At 53.7% G+C, this 14526-nt stretch carries 14 protein-coding genes; 7 read left to right on the top strand and 7 right to left on the bottom strand.

The genetic code is table 11. From position 1 onward, the window contains the following. Positions 1-122: 122 nt before the first annotated feature. The 4 genes from Q1A32_RS01350 to Q1A32_RS01335 form a co-directional block, all read right to left on the bottom strand. Complete coding sequence (locus Q1A32_RS01350) at positions 123-335, bottom strand: AlpA family transcriptional regulator (RefSeq protein WP_299648472.1); 213 nt, start codon at positions 333-335, stop codon at positions 123-125. A gap of 58 nt (positions 336-393) precedes the next feature. Further along, entirely contained in the window at positions 394-2679 is a 2286-nt protein-coding gene (locus Q1A32_RS01345; RefSeq protein ID WP_299648469.1) for an AAA family ATPase, read from the bottom strand. A gap of 60 nt (positions 2680-2739) precedes the next feature. Beyond that, on the bottom strand, positions 2740-3714 hold the full coding sequence (locus tag Q1A32_RS01340; protein ID WP_299648466.1) for a hypothetical protein: 975 nt from the start codon (positions 3712-3714) through the stop codon (positions 2740-2742). Positions 3715-3836: 122 nt separating this feature from the next. Further along, on the bottom strand, positions 3837-4307 hold the full coding sequence (locus Q1A32_RS01335; protein WP_299648463.1) for a hypothetical protein: 471 nt from the start codon (positions 4305-4307) through the stop codon (positions 3837-3839). Positions 4308-4378: 71 nt separating this feature from the next. On the opposite strand from Q1A32_RS01335, the gene Q1A32_RS23975 reads away from it, so the two are divergent. Next, positions 4379-4591, top strand: a complete 213-nt coding sequence (locus Q1A32_RS23975) for a ribbon-helix-helix protein, CopG family (protein ID WP_366141186.1) — start codon at positions 4379-4381, stop codon at positions 4589-4591. Between the two features lie 108 nt (positions 4592-4699). Here Q1A32_RS23975 and Q1A32_RS01325 read toward each other — a convergent pair whose 3' ends face one another. Further along, positions 4700-5605, bottom strand: coding sequence for a cyclic nucleotide-binding domain-containing protein (locus tag Q1A32_RS01325; RefSeq protein WP_299648460.1), 906 nt, complete (start codon positions 5603-5605; stop codon positions 4700-4702). Next, positions 5584-6465, bottom strand: coding sequence for a WYL domain-containing protein (locus tag Q1A32_RS01320; protein WP_299648457.1), 882 nt, complete (start codon positions 6463-6465; stop codon positions 5584-5586). The genes Q1A32_RS01325 and Q1A32_RS01320 overlap by 22 nt, the downstream gene beginning before the upstream one ends. Before the next feature lie 127 nt (positions 6466-6592). On the opposite strand from Q1A32_RS01320, the gene Q1A32_RS01315 reads away from it, so the two are divergent. The 6 genes from Q1A32_RS01315 (at position 6593) to Q1A32_RS23960 (ending at position 12320) form a co-directional block, all read left to right on the top strand. Then, positions 6593-8200 carry a hypothetical protein gene (locus Q1A32_RS01315; RefSeq protein ID WP_299648454.1) on the top strand — a complete coding sequence of 536 codons (1608 nt, stop codon included), beginning with the start codon at positions 6593-6595 and terminating at the stop codon, positions 8198-8200. Continuing rightward, positions 8197-8988, top strand: a complete 792-nt coding sequence (locus Q1A32_RS23970) for an E2 domain-containing protein (protein WP_366141185.1) — start codon at positions 8197-8199, stop codon at positions 8986-8988. Before Q1A32_RS01315 ends, Q1A32_RS23970 begins: the two co-directional genes overlap by 4 nt. Before the next feature lie 250 nt (positions 8989-9238). Then, entirely contained in the window at positions 9239-10255 is a 1017-nt protein-coding gene (locus Q1A32_RS01310) for an HD domain-containing protein (protein WP_299648451.1), read from the top strand. Positions 10256-10259: 4 nt separating this feature from the next. Further along, entirely contained in the window at positions 10260-11213 is a 954-nt protein-coding gene (locus tag Q1A32_RS01305; protein ID WP_299648448.1) for a hypothetical protein, read from the top strand. A gap of 9 nt (positions 11214-11222) precedes the next feature. After that, a complete protein-coding gene (locus Q1A32_RS23965) occupies positions 11223-11786 on the top strand; it encodes a histidine phosphatase family protein (RefSeq protein ID WP_366141183.1) in 564 nt (187 codons plus the stop codon). A 279-nt stretch (positions 11787-12065) separates the two neighbouring features. Further along, complete coding sequence (locus Q1A32_RS23960) at positions 12066-12320, top strand: hypothetical protein (protein WP_366141220.1); 255 nt, start codon at positions 12066-12068, stop codon at positions 12318-12320. Between the two features lie 140 nt (positions 12321-12460). On the opposite strand, the gene Q1A32_RS01295 is transcribed toward Q1A32_RS23960, so the two are convergent. Continuing rightward, entirely contained in the window at positions 12461-14176 is a 1716-nt protein-coding gene (locus Q1A32_RS01295; RefSeq protein WP_299648442.1) for a hypothetical protein, read from the bottom strand. Positions 14177-14526 lie beyond the last annotated feature (350 nt).

Genomic DNA, 14526 nt, shown 5'->3' with positions numbered 1-14526 from the left:
ATGCTGGAGGCACGGGCTTTCCATGAACGGGGATGGTAACCCCGGCTTTATCGGAAACCCTCTGTGAATGACCGTGCTGCCGGACCGGCAGATGTGTCTTGAAACGTTGGTGTTGCGAGGTGCTAGGACGTGCCTGCGTCCCGATCATCGATGGACTTCTGGATATAGCGTTCGATCTCCTCGGCAACAAAGCGGGAGCCGACAGGCCGAAGTTGAACCTTCTGCGGGAAGTCCTTTCGCTCACGACACCACCTGTCGATCGTCGTGCGATCGCGTCCGAAAATCTCGGCAACTTGTTCAACGGTGAGCAGTCGCAGATTGTCGCGAATGGGCATTGGAAGTCTCGTCGTGCAGATGTCTGGTCCGACGACAAAGGTCGTGGGTAACCGGAATTCAAACGCACTTGGAGGGTTTTCCACATGTATCAGGTTTCGTCTCGCAATTTTCGATCGGGCTGAGCAACTCCAGTAGCCTTGCCGCTGACAGCTCTCGCTCCTTCAGAAGAGCTCGGGCGATCCTGACGATGTCATCCTGATGCTGGTCAGCGATCCGGATCGCGCGTTCCTGTTGTGCGTGGAGGAGGGCATCGACTTTTTTGACCGCACTCGGTTGGATGTTCAAGGGATCGACAAGACCAACTGGTGTGAACGCCAGCTGATCGCCGAGCCCCCACTCAAATAGCGTTTTTTCAGCAATCCTGGTTGCGAAGGCGAGATCCGATTGCGCCCCGATTCCGGCACCGTTCATGGCTCCTCCAAGAAGTACGATTTCCGCCGCTCGACCTCCAAGCAAAGCTGCGATGCGATCTCGGGCCGACTGGTGGCTCTCCAAGGGACGGGATGGCAGATCCACAAAACCACCGAAGCGCGACATAGTCGCCTTGAGCGGCGCAGGGAGCTTGAGGCAGTGGGCTACGACAAGATGCCCGGCTTCGTGGACGGCTGTGCGCCATTGAGTATCACCATCCAAAGGTCGGCGGATCCGGTCAACGACTGCAACGAGATGGCGATTTTCCAGTGAGGTCCCCTCGCGACGGGCAAGCCCCTTGGCCTCCTTGACAAGCGCGACGACCTGCGCGCCGGAAGAGCCGAGAAGGTTGTCGGTCACACTGCCCACATCAATGGGATCGTCGGTCTCGCCTAAGGCATGCCGAAGGATCTGCACAATCGCGTTTCTATCCGGATTGCCGATCTCGAGATGAACATCGAAACGTCCGGGCCGAATGATCGCGGGATCAATGATGTCCGGATAGTTCGTGGCGCCGAGTACGATAACACCGGCCGTTTCATTAAGCCTGCTCAGATGCTCCAGCAAGCCATTGACCACGCCGACAATGTAGTCGGAATTCCGCTTCGGCGCATCTCGATGGGTGAAGCTGTCCAGTTCATCCAAGAAAAACACGGATGGGCGCATCCGGATTGCTTCCTCAACCTTGTCCGACAAGGCCCGCAGCATATCGCCTTGGTGGCCATGCCGTTGGCAATCCGAATAACTGGTCGCGATGAATGCGGCATCAATCGATCCGGCCAACGCGGAGGCAAGCAGTGTTTTCCCGTTTCCCGGCGGGCCAAAAAGGAGGATCGATGATGAGACGTCGTTCCAGTCAAGGTTGCCCGCTTTCCAAAGTGCAACGTCGTGGACAAGTCGGTTGACATGGTCTGCGACGTCTTCGTTGAGAACAATATCCTCCAGAGTGGTTCGAGTGGTGCCGGATGGTGTCCGGAGCCTTTGAGCCGAGAGGGCGAGGGCGTCCGCAACAGCGATCGTCGTCTTCTCACGAAACGCCCCTTCCACAACGGCCAAAGGCAATTCGGAAAGTTCGGCAGTTGTCGGAAGACGTCTCCGGATTTCATCTTCAGCGAGTTGGCCGGTTGTAGTGTGGGTTGTCCGAAGTAGTTCGATGCAGATTTCTGTCGTCAGGGGCGGAAGCTGCACCGTTCGTTCGGACACTGCGAGTTCGACTGCAGACATCGGCGCCCCGGCAGATGTGATGCAAAGAACTTTTTGCCCTTGTCGCACTGCTGACGAGACAGACTTTTCGTAGTCAATGCGCCGCTGGTTCGCCTGTGTTTTTGTGTCCGCCTCGTGTGCTCCCCAAGCCGAAACATCAAAGAACCGCCATGTGTCTTCAAGCGGATCTGAAAGCTCCGAGAGCCATGGCAGGATACGTGTCAGCTCATTGTAAAGCGCCCGCCCCGTTTCCGCGGATTCAACTTCGACCCGCGTCATGGCGCGGCTGCGGGTCATCTCTTCCTTGATCTCCGCAGCTTCAAAGAGTCCGGCGAAGCGTGCGGCGACCGACATGGTCCGGATCGGCGGTTGATGCATTTGGCCATTCCGGAACGTCTCCGCTTCTTCGGCCCATGGATCGTGGCCTTCGGACAAAGCCTCGACAATTTCCGCCGGTGACATCAGCGAGGCTGCGGGCGTCGCTGAATAAGGAGCATTGATCCGGAGCTCGAGTGGCAGAGCCAAGGCGTTGAGGCGCTCGGCCGAAGCCTCGCCGTGCGTTTCTTCGGTATCGATATCATCGATATCGAAGTCTGCATCAGGTTCCGGCCTGAGTTCCGCGACGCGGTCGCGGTGCCAGAGAGCGATCCGGCGGAGAAGGGGGCGGAGGATTGAGAGAGCATGCGGAGAGAGCGCGCTGTCGCGCGTATTCAATGAAGAAAGGGACATGGGGTAAGGTTCAGGTGCTGTAGCGGAGGGAAGGGGGCCGCAGGCGCGGCTCCACAAAGATCAGGAAGGTTCGGTTCGAGAGGTCGAAATGGAATGCAGGGTTGGATCCCACCCTGCCTCGACAGCATCTAGTAGCGCAGAAATGTAAGAGCGCGCGTGGCTGTGGTAGATCTCGGACGTCGTCCGGATGCGCTCGCGGAAAAGTTCCGGCGGAACGATCAGATCGGGTCTGTGCGCCTTGATGTGTGAGTGCAGGGCCTTCTCCACACAGATCGCGCGATGCCCGGTTTCAATTTCGACGACGCGTTGCACTTTGCCTTCCGTGTTCGTCGGATCGAACTGCACCTGACGCATCCGGAATTCCGGATTGGAACTGAACCCGAGCTTGATGACGTCGAGGCCGGGAAGCTTGAAGCTCAAGATGTACAGTCGGCTGGGCTTTGACGTCCAACTTTCCCCGCAACCGGCACAATCGACGTCACCACTTCGCATATTGGCGACTGACACATCCTGCCGATGGCCACAGACATGTTCGTACTCGCGGTAGCTGGCGTTTTTCCGGACAGAAGGTCCGATCAGTTGCCAGTCTTGGGCTTCGGCTTCCGCTGCATGACGCTCGTTCAGGCAGATTTCACAACTCAAGGCGTGGCCGCCTGACGCTGCAGCCTCGACTCGGTGATGTTGGCGGCGATCAGTGTGGCCGCACGCCAGCCGATATACACCATAGTGACGATCACCCTTCGGATCCCTTGCGACGAACTCTGCACCTACTGTTGCCGCGGCTGCCTTTCGCCGGGCCGTGATGCAATGCGGACATTCCGGATTGTGACCGAGCACGACGCTGATCCGCTTCAAAGTGGGCTTGCCGCAGATCTTGCAGGCGAGGACGACATGCAGGCGATCCTTGGCGCGTGCAATGAGGTGAAATCCCTTCGTTTCGGCGGCGTCGCGCCACCGGATAGGGATGGGCTTGGGAAAGACCGGCACGGCACGGCCATCGATCGGGAACGGGAATTGTACCTTTGAAACAGGCATTGGAGGACTCCAATAGGGAGCATGTAAATACTGGAACAGGCATCGGCATGCTGGATTTGGGGACAGACTTCCCAATCTGTCCGGAAGACCGGACAGGCTTGAGAAACGGGATGGGAAAGAAGTCAGCCGGCGCGCTGCACGGCCATCAATGCGAGGTTGCCGCGGTATGCTTCCATGAGCGCGTATGACTCAAACAGAAGGGCAGCCAGTCCCGGATTGCTCCGGCTGTTCGCCTTTTGCAGTTTGAGGATATCCGATCCGGATTGCAGCAGGTCAAACTCATCCGGAAAGTTGCCGGGCGCTGTTTTCAACAGCGCTTTGGACGCGTGCCACAGGTCAAGATGCACGCCGGTCATCTCCATCAGCTCACGAAGAGCTCCAACGCAGGACGACCAAGCGGATGCGGCGGCGTGCCCCAGTTCTTGTCCCTCTGCGGTATCCAGATTTGCGCGCGCGGTATGGACGTCCCAGTCGGCGCGCAAAGCCTCGAACAAAAGGTCGAGCGCATTCCGGAAGGCAAGACGGTCATCGCAGAGGACGGATTCCAGCGGTTTCAGCCCCTCTGCGGGCATGGTATTCGGCGTATCAGCCATGATGATCTCCTACGGATCTGATCGGTCAGCGTGGGCGAAGGAGTTGCAGCTCCATCGCTCACGTGCTTTATATGATATCAGGAAATCTCAAGTCAATAGATGATATCATGAAATCTCGCGGAAGGCCCAAAGTTGATACTATTCCGCTCATGGTACGCATGCCGTCGGAGCTCGTGGAGCAGCTTGATACGGTGAGGCGCGAAACGGAAGATCTTCCCAGCCGACCGGAACTCATACGGCGCATCGTCGAAGAATGGTTGAGTCAAAAGCATCAGAATGGTTGATGATCCTGCGCATTGGACGGGAAGCGGAAGTTCGCTGCAAGCGCAGCCAGCAAAGCAGGGGTTCGCAATACCGGACTTTCGTGAGCCTTAAGTTCGATGGACTTTTTGCTAATGCTGTCTGTGGCTCAGATTTCTCAAGTAGTCGAAGACTCCGCAAACAACGCACAAAAGAAAGAGCACTGCTAGAAATACGGAGGCGACTAGCGGGCTTTGCTCGGGGTTGGCGGTGAAGTTCCAAAAGAAAGGGAAGGGAGCAGTACGCCCATCTACGAATAAGAAGTAGCTGACGCCGAAGTGTGAGCCGTACAGTATTGTGGCAAGTAGCGCCATTGAGAACGCTCTTCCGTACCGGTGCTGGTGGTCGAAGTACATCGCCAAGCCAACCACGATAGCTGCAGCTAGCGCACTCAGCGATAGTAATTGGCCGGTAGTCAGGTCTGTAAAGTTCCAGAACAGTAACGCAGATATCAGAAAGCTACCACATCCGGTCAGTAGTGGTTTGACAACTTTGGCCAAGAACGGTTGCTCCAGATTTTGCGCAATTTTCCTGCGGTTCATGTTGCTGATGAGCTTCTTAAGCGCGGAAGCAAAATTCGGATTACTGTCTCTGATCTCACGAAACACGCGCCCTGGAAGAACACGTGTTCTCAGTCTGTTTGAACTTGCAATCACAGATGCAGTTCTGGGTTGGCCAGGTTCGTCTGCTGCCAACTCTCCGACTGTGGAAGGTGTGCTGAGCTTATCCAGCCTACCTTTACCTTTTCGGATTACCTCCACGTCGCCAAAAAGAAGAAAATACACATCGTCAGCCTGTTCGCCCTCACCAATTAGCCGATTACCCTTACTGAAGGTGTGGACTTCCGATTCATCCAGAATTTGCTGCGCTATTTCTTCGTCTCCAGCAATGAGTTCGTTGCGCTTCAGCGTTTCCAAGTCCCGCTCAATATCGTCAGCGGCAAGAGTAGAATTGGCCTGAACTTCTGGAGGTTGTGTTAGCTTCTTCGACGCAAACATTCCTCAACCTCCTTGGAATTCAAGACCTCCAGCTGGAAGCTACTTACATTGCGCATCATGCCGTCATCGTCTCGATCGTAGGGATTGAAGCCGTATTGACGCAGTACGTAGAAGAGCATCGCCTTTGTTGTCGGAACTTCTAGGGTCCCGCACTCCATTTCATATTCATGCTCAAGCTGCTTTCTGCGCCATTCATTGAGAGTGGTTGCCGCTGACAACTTCACCGTGATTTCTTCATCCCAATCATCATCGGGCGGTATGGCCTGATCAGGCTTGGCTAACACCTTTGGAGTCGCCATGCGCGTCAGTACAAAATCGGAGAAGCGCTTTTTCTCGAAGTCGTAGGCTCTGACGTGCCAGCGATGCCCGTCACTGACCAGTGCGGTTGGAACCAGCGTGCGCTCGCTGTCTATGCCGGAACTGATGGATGCATAGACGCAATGTAATGCTGAATTAGTCGTTATCGCTTGAACCACTGTTCGAACAATCCGTTTGTCGAGAGGACGGGAAGACACCGACACCGTCGAAACTTCCGGAAGCTCTTTAATCCAAATTTCTTCCTTGGTTCTGAAGCCTCTAGAGAACATCTCAAGATGCATGAAATATTCAGATGCTTCGCCTGAAATCAGTTTGGGTTTAAAGCCTGGACTAGTGACGTACGCACGTTCCCTTGGGTCATACTGCATGTTTCCAGGGCAGCCGTCCAAATAGTTGGTCAGATCATTCGTGGCTTGCTGCGGCGAAATTCCAAACTGATTCTGCAGTTGTGGGCGACCAACGTGCCCACTCCAATTGAGGCAAAACTCGATGAACTCGAAACGTCGTTTGATGCTTGTTTTTAGGTCTTTGAATGGGTTCAAGGCGGTTTCCTCCCGTTGTACCAGAGTGTAGCACCTTGACAAAAATTACTGAAGTCCTATTTTATGTGGTAGACATACTAAATCTTACCGCCTTGTGCTGCGCGAGGTGTCATGAATAGGAGCTGCCATGCCTTGGCGACACAATGTTGCGCAGAAGCGCATAACAAAGCTGATTGATGAAGCGCCCGCTATCGAAGTCCAGAAGTTCCATGAGGACTACCTTCCCCAATTCTTGGAGAGACGCAAAGCGCTGCTAGCGGAGGGTCATCAGGGAACTCCTCCGCTCTATGAGCTGCCCAAGGGTCGCGCCGTCGTTGTGGACGCGGTGCATGTCTATGTGACTTTGGTGAACTACGACGACTACCGAATGGAAGAGCACAGGGAAACGGAAGCATCGCATGCGAAGGCGCTGAAGTTCTTACATCTGCACTATAGTGCTTGCGACCGTGCGATGGAGTTCAGCCCCGCTCAGAGGGTGGATTTTCATGGCGGCCGGATGCATGCTGTCGTTGTCGCGGAAGGGGAAAACGGCGTCACTGAGGAAACTGTGTCAAACGCCTTGGCCTTCGTACGAGACCTTCGTTATGTTGCTGAGCAGGCTAACAAAGAACTCGCAGATGGTGAATTTGAAGCGCGTTTCCGTATCGGAGTAGATGCAGGGCGCTGCGTTGCGATCAACAATGGGACCGGGCACGAGCAGGAGCCTATGTTCCTGGGCAGTCCAGCGAACCATGCAGCCAAGCTAGCAGATGGTGACGAACCAGGCATCTATCTTTCAAATCGCGTGAGGGCTGCAATAGGCCAAGCTGAACTTAGTTCGAGCTTCGAATCCCTGCTCCAGTTGGACGAGGCGACCTATGGGCGTCTTGTCGCATCAAGGGATGTCCGAGAGGGCATCGAGCTCGGCTTCGATCAGATGCCGCGCTCACTTGACGGGGTGATCAATGAATGGCGGACGGCCATCCAAGCACGTTCAGTGCCCGATCCGACCAATCCGAATTTTGTATTTCACTACAAGCGCCCGCCGCTTGCTGAGATTAAGTTCGAGGACATCTCTCCGAGCAAGTCGATTAGGATGCCGCTTGCATCAATCTATGCTGACCTGTCGGGATTCACGGACTACATCGACCGTGCTATCGCGCTTGGCATGATCGCCGATGCCGTCAAAGCCCTGCATGTGTTCCGAGAAGAGTTCCAAAACGTCGTTCATGATGACTTTGGCGGCCGCAAAGTGCGATTCATTGGAGACTGCATTCATGCATTGCATGCGGAAGGTGATCACCGCGAGACAAGCTCTGAAGAAACTATAATGGAAGCAGCCAAGTGTGCTGGCGCAATCCGGTCTTCGTTTGAGCTGTGCAAGTCGGCTTTGATGGGCGTGAATGAATTGGGATTGGCCATTGGTGTTGAGTACGGTCAGACGCCTATCTCCAAGATCGGAATACAAGGTGACCGCTCGGTTCGTGTTGCATCAAGCAAGACCACGAGCGTCTCTGAAGCTATGCAAAAATCCTGTGATCATAACGAAACGCGTTTTGGACCAGAGGTGCTCAAACTTGCTCCTGTGGCTTTGAACGATCTGATTTCCAGTGACGGGATGGCCGGGGACCTTCAGTTTGACGATGTCAGCACAGCCGTAAGTGCTCCGGCAGTCGCGGAAGTTGCCGCACCATACGCGCGAGCCCACGCACCTTCGGTTGTTACGGATACGCGCGCGCACTTTGAGAAGAAATGAACTCGCTTGATGAACTACTCCAACAGGTACCCGAATGGGTTGAAGTCGAGTCCAGAAAATCAAAAAAGGCAGTAATCAGGGCTACCTGTGTTCGCGATAGCGGAGCGCTTGGTGACGTTTATTCACTCGCAGTCGAGCAATTGGCTTCTGATCAAATAAAAATCTATGAGACCAAGGCCGAACAGAAGTTGCCGAAGTGTTGCGTCGAGCGTCACATCAATTCCGACTCTAGCTTCTGCTTACATTTGGACTCCTCGAAGCCAGTTGGTAGCCCAAAAGCCGCGCGCGATTGGTGGAATAGTCTGGCGAGATATCTTTCCAATCAAGAGTACGCAGCCAGATTTGGTCGTTGGCCGATCAACCAAGGCTTAAGCCACGGAGATGCGGCTACCACTCAAGTTGAAATGGAACGCCTGGCAGACACTGTTGGTTGGACAGACGAAGTTTTAAGCTCGATCTTTCGAGGGACGGGATTTCTACACGATGCGCCGCTTCGGTTAAGCAAGGACAAATCAAGATTTGTGAACCTGAGAACACCTTGCCCTCGCGGATGCAAGAGGCTTCATTTTCCATACCGCAAGAGATCCTGTGAACGTCACGAGTGCAAAACCGATTGCCAAAGAGACCATCACCCAATCTTACGCGCAAGTTGCCCGAACCGGGACGTTATTGAGAGGCTTAATCGTCTTGAAATCAAACGCCGATCCCGAGAACGGGAGTTACTGAACGATCTCAAGCAGTCAAAAACGTCGTGTTGCGGGACCATGAAGGACTGTCCTTTGGCTTAGCCGTGGTCTGAGCAGGCTGTCTCTCAGCAAGACTGGGGCGGTGAGTTTTGCTTGAAATGTGGCGCCTCGAAGCGCGATTGCGCCGCAGTGCGCTAAAGAATCTGAACATGGGCATCGTATCAGCCGAATTTTCATCCTATGTTGGTTGAAAGAGAGATCAAGGAGCGGATACCTAGTGCAGATCCAATGCAACCATAGGCAAGACGGAGAGTGCATCCCAAGGTGGGTTTGCGCACCGACTTTGATGCATATGGCTGATGCAACACCAACTTTGCGCTCCGATGAAGACCTCCGTCTGAGAGATCGCGTTGCGAATGCGCTCTTGCAGACTGTGCCTCTAAGGCGATTGGAGGGCATTGGGTTTTTAGGAGCGATCGACTACGCAAAAAAAGGTTCGGGTCGACAGCCCCATCGGCGTCGCCACAACCGCAAAGAGCATTCGATTGGTGTGGCGAAGCTAGCTGAAACCTATGCCCTTGAAGTTGAGATAGAAGAAAGAGATCGTAAGACACTTGTATGCGCCGCGTTGCTCCACGATATCGGACACGGCCCGCTGTCTCATACTTTAGAACCAGTTTTTGAAGAACGATTTGGGATAAACCATCACCGGACAACCCGAGACATTGTCAAAGGCTCCACCCGATTTGGGTCGCAGATTCTCGACATCTTGAAGGAGTTCGAAGTTGATCCCGATGACGTGCTTGCTTTGATCGAAGGGCAACATGATGGAAAGCACGCCTTTTTGTTCTCTGCGCCGATCAATATCGACACGCTCGAAGGCATTACGCGATGTCGGGCATTCGTAGGTCCGAGGTCCGCCTTTGGAAGTGCAAGCGCTGCAGTCAGGCGTTGGGCCACATCAGGTCGACTGCCCCAGAATGACTTCGATGATTTTTGGTCGTTAAAGAACAGTGTCTACAATCTGGTGATCAATGCTCCGCTTGGCCGACTGCTTGATACGGTCGCTCAGTCCTATATGGCGGCCAACATCGACAGATTTGGGCCAGACGATTTTCTGAAGACCGAGAGAAGCTTTAGGGCTTCGCATGCGGAACTCTTTTCCTATTTGAATATCGTAGTCAACGACGAGGACGATTTACGGTCGCGGTTGCCGAAATCTTGGTTGGCCGTTGATGTCAAAATTAATGATCGTAAGTTCTTCGTGGACGAAAGCGTCGAACTTGCTGCTCCCCATCAAATCGACGCACGATACAAGCAGACCCGCTCTCGCTATTCCGTGAAGCTCGAAGACCTCATTCAGGGATAGTTCGATGAAGAGTGGTGATACGTCGCCGATTTTAGCGGCTTGCAAAACCGAGTCCGAGCGCCAACTGAGCCAAATGCGGAAAATCGCAACGGACATGTTTGGAGATCACCCGAACTATCTCTTCGGCGTAAACGGAAGTGTCGCCCGGCGGGAGTGCACAAGTGGTTCGGATGTAGACCTTTTTTTCTTGATCAATGGCAAAGTCACTATTTCCGACGCGCGCAAGGCGCAGGATGCTTATCGGTCAAAGCTGAAGGATGTAGGGCTTGTTATGCCTGCTCATGGGGGAGTTTTTGAAAACCCGTTGAAGATCAACAATCTCCTTAGGACCATTGGGGGAGACGAGGACACCAACGAGTTCATCACACGTCGCATGTTATTTCTGCTCGAAGGTGAGTGGACCTTCAATCGACAGCTGTTCGAGCAGACGCGCACCCGATTGATTGAGCGCTACGTCGCAGACGACTTAGGCGATCACAAGTTAAGCCTCTTTCTTTTGAATGACGTGATCAGGTACTGGCGCACGATCTGTGTGGATTTCGAGCATAAGACGGCGGCGGCAGACAAGCCGAGAGCAATCCGCCTCATTAAGCTGCGGTTTTCCCGCATGCTTCTTTACCTGGGAGGGGTCGCAGCGGTCAGCCAAACGAAAGGACTTGAAGTCGCTGAGAAGCGTCAGAGGCTTGAAGAGCTTTTTGCAATGTCGACGATCGCGCGCTTGCAGGCAATTTTTGGCCCGGCAATAGAAAAGCCGCTTGCGCGATACGGCCGGTTTCTTGCGCAACTCGATGACGCGGACATCCGTACGCAGCTCAAGCTACCAGGCGAACAGGGTTTGCAAACCGCCGCCTATCAGGGCCTGTCCGACGAGGCGCGCGAGTTCAAAAAAGACCTGCTCGACATGTTGATGGATGGGCTTGGAGCAGAGCACGATGTCGTCAAAGCGCTCCTGCTTTAAGCTGAGAGCATGGATCAAAGCTCTGCGTTGAAGATGCCGATATCGCTAGTTTTCCTCAGGCATGCCAGGACGCCTTGGAACAGTGATGGGCTGACGATGGGACAGTCGGACATCCCGCTTTCTGATCTCGGAAAAACGGAAGCGGACCTGGCGGCGACTGCCTTGCAAGAGTATCCGATTGACATGATCGTATGCAGCCCGCTGACTAGATGCCTAATGACGATTGCGCCGTTTCGCGCAACTGGCGATCATGAGTTCGTCTTAGAGCCTAAATTGGCTGAACGAGCTTGGGGCGTTTATGAAGGTGTCCCCAAATCGCAACGAGGTGTCGAGAAAGACCCTGAACTTGGTGAGACGGAGGGTGAATTCCGGCGTCGCGTCACTGAAGCTCTAAGCGCGCTACCAATCGAGAGAAATATCCTCTTGGTCTCACATTCCGGAGTTTTTCGCGAAATCTGCAACCTCGGTTACATTCCTAGTGTAGCTCATGCGAAGCTTCCGCACGCAATTCCTCTAGCTCTTAGTCGTGTTGCAGCGAATGTCCGCAATCTGGGCTGCACGCACAGCAATTGAAGGCTATCATCAACGGCAGCATTGGGCCGTCCATGAAATCATACGCCTCGACGAGCTACTTACTTGGCGTTACGCTTACCAAGTAGCGAAACAGCATCATAACCCAGGCGGTAGCTTGGCTTCAACGGGCGGGCGCTTTGAAAGTGATGCAGATGGATTTGGAACGTTGTCGCGACCTGCCGATCAGGATATTTGCACAATGCAAACGATCTTGATCCCACTTTGCATCTGTCCGCTTAAAAAGGGTGGTTGCGTTATGAGCCACAGCTTAATGCGCCGATGTCATTTGAACGCCCCAGCGGAGAAATCATTGAACCACCAGCGTTTTTTACCGACCTTGGCACCATTCCCAAGATCTTCCGCATCGGACGTCTGTTTCAACCCGAAGCGCTTCCAGCCTTTGCGTTGGTACATGATTGGGTGGTGCGGATGAACAATTGCAGAGAAAACCGCCACGACTTTCTTGGCAGCATTCGCATCCAGCAAGAAACTTTAAAAAACCTGGATGGAGGCCCATCCACGAGATCGCTCTAAGTTGTTGTTTTATCTGTCGCGTTTAGCATTGCATACTCGGCGGTCGCGGGCTGGATATTGTTATCGCTTTGCCTCTTGCCCTCCGACCTTGGAAGAAGTGCGCGCGGCGCAGGAATCTTTGTGACCCTTACGCCCGGCCTCTAGGTGTCGGCGCGCGCGGGCAGGCCAAGATATCGACGCGCATTTCCGTCAAAGAATTTTTGCGCCCAGAGTTCACGCGTGCTCTCATCGACTTCTAGGTGATCGAAAAAGTCGTAAAACGCGTTCAGATATTCGCGCGTGCGCCCAATGGCACGAGGCATAGACCAATCTGTCCCATAACAGACTTTGTCCCGGAAATGGTGTTTCGCCCCAGCGGGTTTGTCTTGGGTCAGCTGTTGCATCAGGCGAGCAACAAAGCGATCATGTTGCATCCCTGCATGCCCGTGGTCTTCGTGCAAAATTTCAAAGATGTATCCAAGCCCCATGTACACATTGTCATAGTCTTCGACCATTTTGATAGCGCGGTAGGCAAAGGTTTGTTCAAATTCTGCATCTGTGGCCGCCGCCCATCCGAACCAATCGACACCGGTAGTTCCTCCTCCGTGACCTAAAAAAAGCCATAGATTTTGTGCGTCATAGGTGTCCATAGCATGCCGCCAAACGCCTGGATCAGAATAGACTCCAAACCCTCTTTCCACTTCGAACCCAATCGGTGTGCAATGCGTAAACAAGCGCAGGTCATTGCGAGCGAAAAAGGGGAGAATTTCGGACATGGCCCGTTGCGCATGTGCGCTTGGAGCAGGCTGTACAGCCCTGTTTCGATACGCTTGATCGACGGTCTCAGACGGGTTGATCGGGGTATGAATGGCAGGGTCATCAATGGCTCTAAAACCAAGGGGGGGATAAATTTTGAACCCCTTGGCGCCGTTTTCCAAACCGTGGCGTATGTAGGATTTCCAATCCCCGGAGCGAAATGGGTCCACGGCTCCAAAGGAGATCAATTGACCATCTGTGTGTTTGGCCAGTTGACCCATACGCGTCATTTGCTGTTTGAACTCAAAATACGGAAGATCGAAGTTCCGCCCGTGACGCTCTGCATAGGCCTCATACATGTCCATTAACAGGCCGACATAATGTGTCGCATCGTAACCCTCATCGGGTTTGTGTCGATTATAATCGATTTCCAAAACGCGGAACCGAGCCTTTTCCGACAGGGCCATGACGGCAATAAAAATAAGGACCTGAGACAGGTTTTCCAACTGAGAGTCATCGATGCCAAACAGGCTTTTCATCGCGCCGTCTTCGGGGCTAGGGTCCAGTTCAAGATGCAAATGCGCCGCGTCGTGCAGGAAATCCTCGCCTTCCACTGCCTCGCCTGCGCGGGTGAAGGCGTCTGCGAACAATCGGTCCAATACGTCGATGCCGATGTTTTTGTCGTCAAAGACGGAGGCCTCTCGTATTTCTTCGCTCAGGATCCTTGTACTGACTGGGTCGCCTTTGGATTTGTCATGCCCGGTGGCCTCGGCCAAGGCATCGATGCCAGAAAGTGCTGCATTAAATCGGTCGTGATCTTCGGGGGATCGTTCTGCCTGGCGCTGGTATCTGCGGATCCAAAACCGCAGCCGACGACTTGTTGCATCCATTAAAGCTTCGGTATCGCGGGCCATCAGGGCCTTGACCAATTTATCTTCGAGAGGATCTTCGTCATCCGGTCGTCCCAGATCTGAGACACCTGTTATTGCAATAGCGACCTTTTCCAGACCTTTGGCTAAAAGCTTGGGCACGCCAAACGCATATAGGATCTGCGCAAGCGGCAAATACTGCGCATTAAAAAGATGGATATGCATATCAATAAAGGGACGTTGTGTGGGCAAAACGGGACCTGGTCTTTACGTTGTTTTCGCCACCAAGTTGAAACGAACGATGACCGTAAAGCAAGGATTTGCTGAACAACAACCTTGGGAAAAGCCGCTCACTCTAGCGTCTGTTCGCGCAAGATACCTACTTTGCCGCGACTATTGGCGACACGGCCTTCATCGGTGAGGTTGGATGCACGCGGCGAAAACGCCGCAAGTGCACCCAAGTGAGAAAAGCTTATCAATGGCTGCTGTGACGATGTCGATTGCCGCGCAATATGAACATCTGCGCGTGCGTGAAAAGTCTCTGCGTCAGCAACAGTCAAAAAATGAATGTCGTTTTTTGTCCCGCAGAACGCTAGTTCTCC

Origin of the sequence: uncultured Tateyamaria sp., from assembly GCF_947503415.1 — a bacterium.
Lineage (GTDB): Bacteria > Pseudomonadota > Alphaproteobacteria > Rhodobacterales > Rhodobacteraceae > Tateyamaria.
Note: the sequence above shows the minus strand (reverse complement) of the source record. Positions and strands in the feature narration are given on the sequence as shown.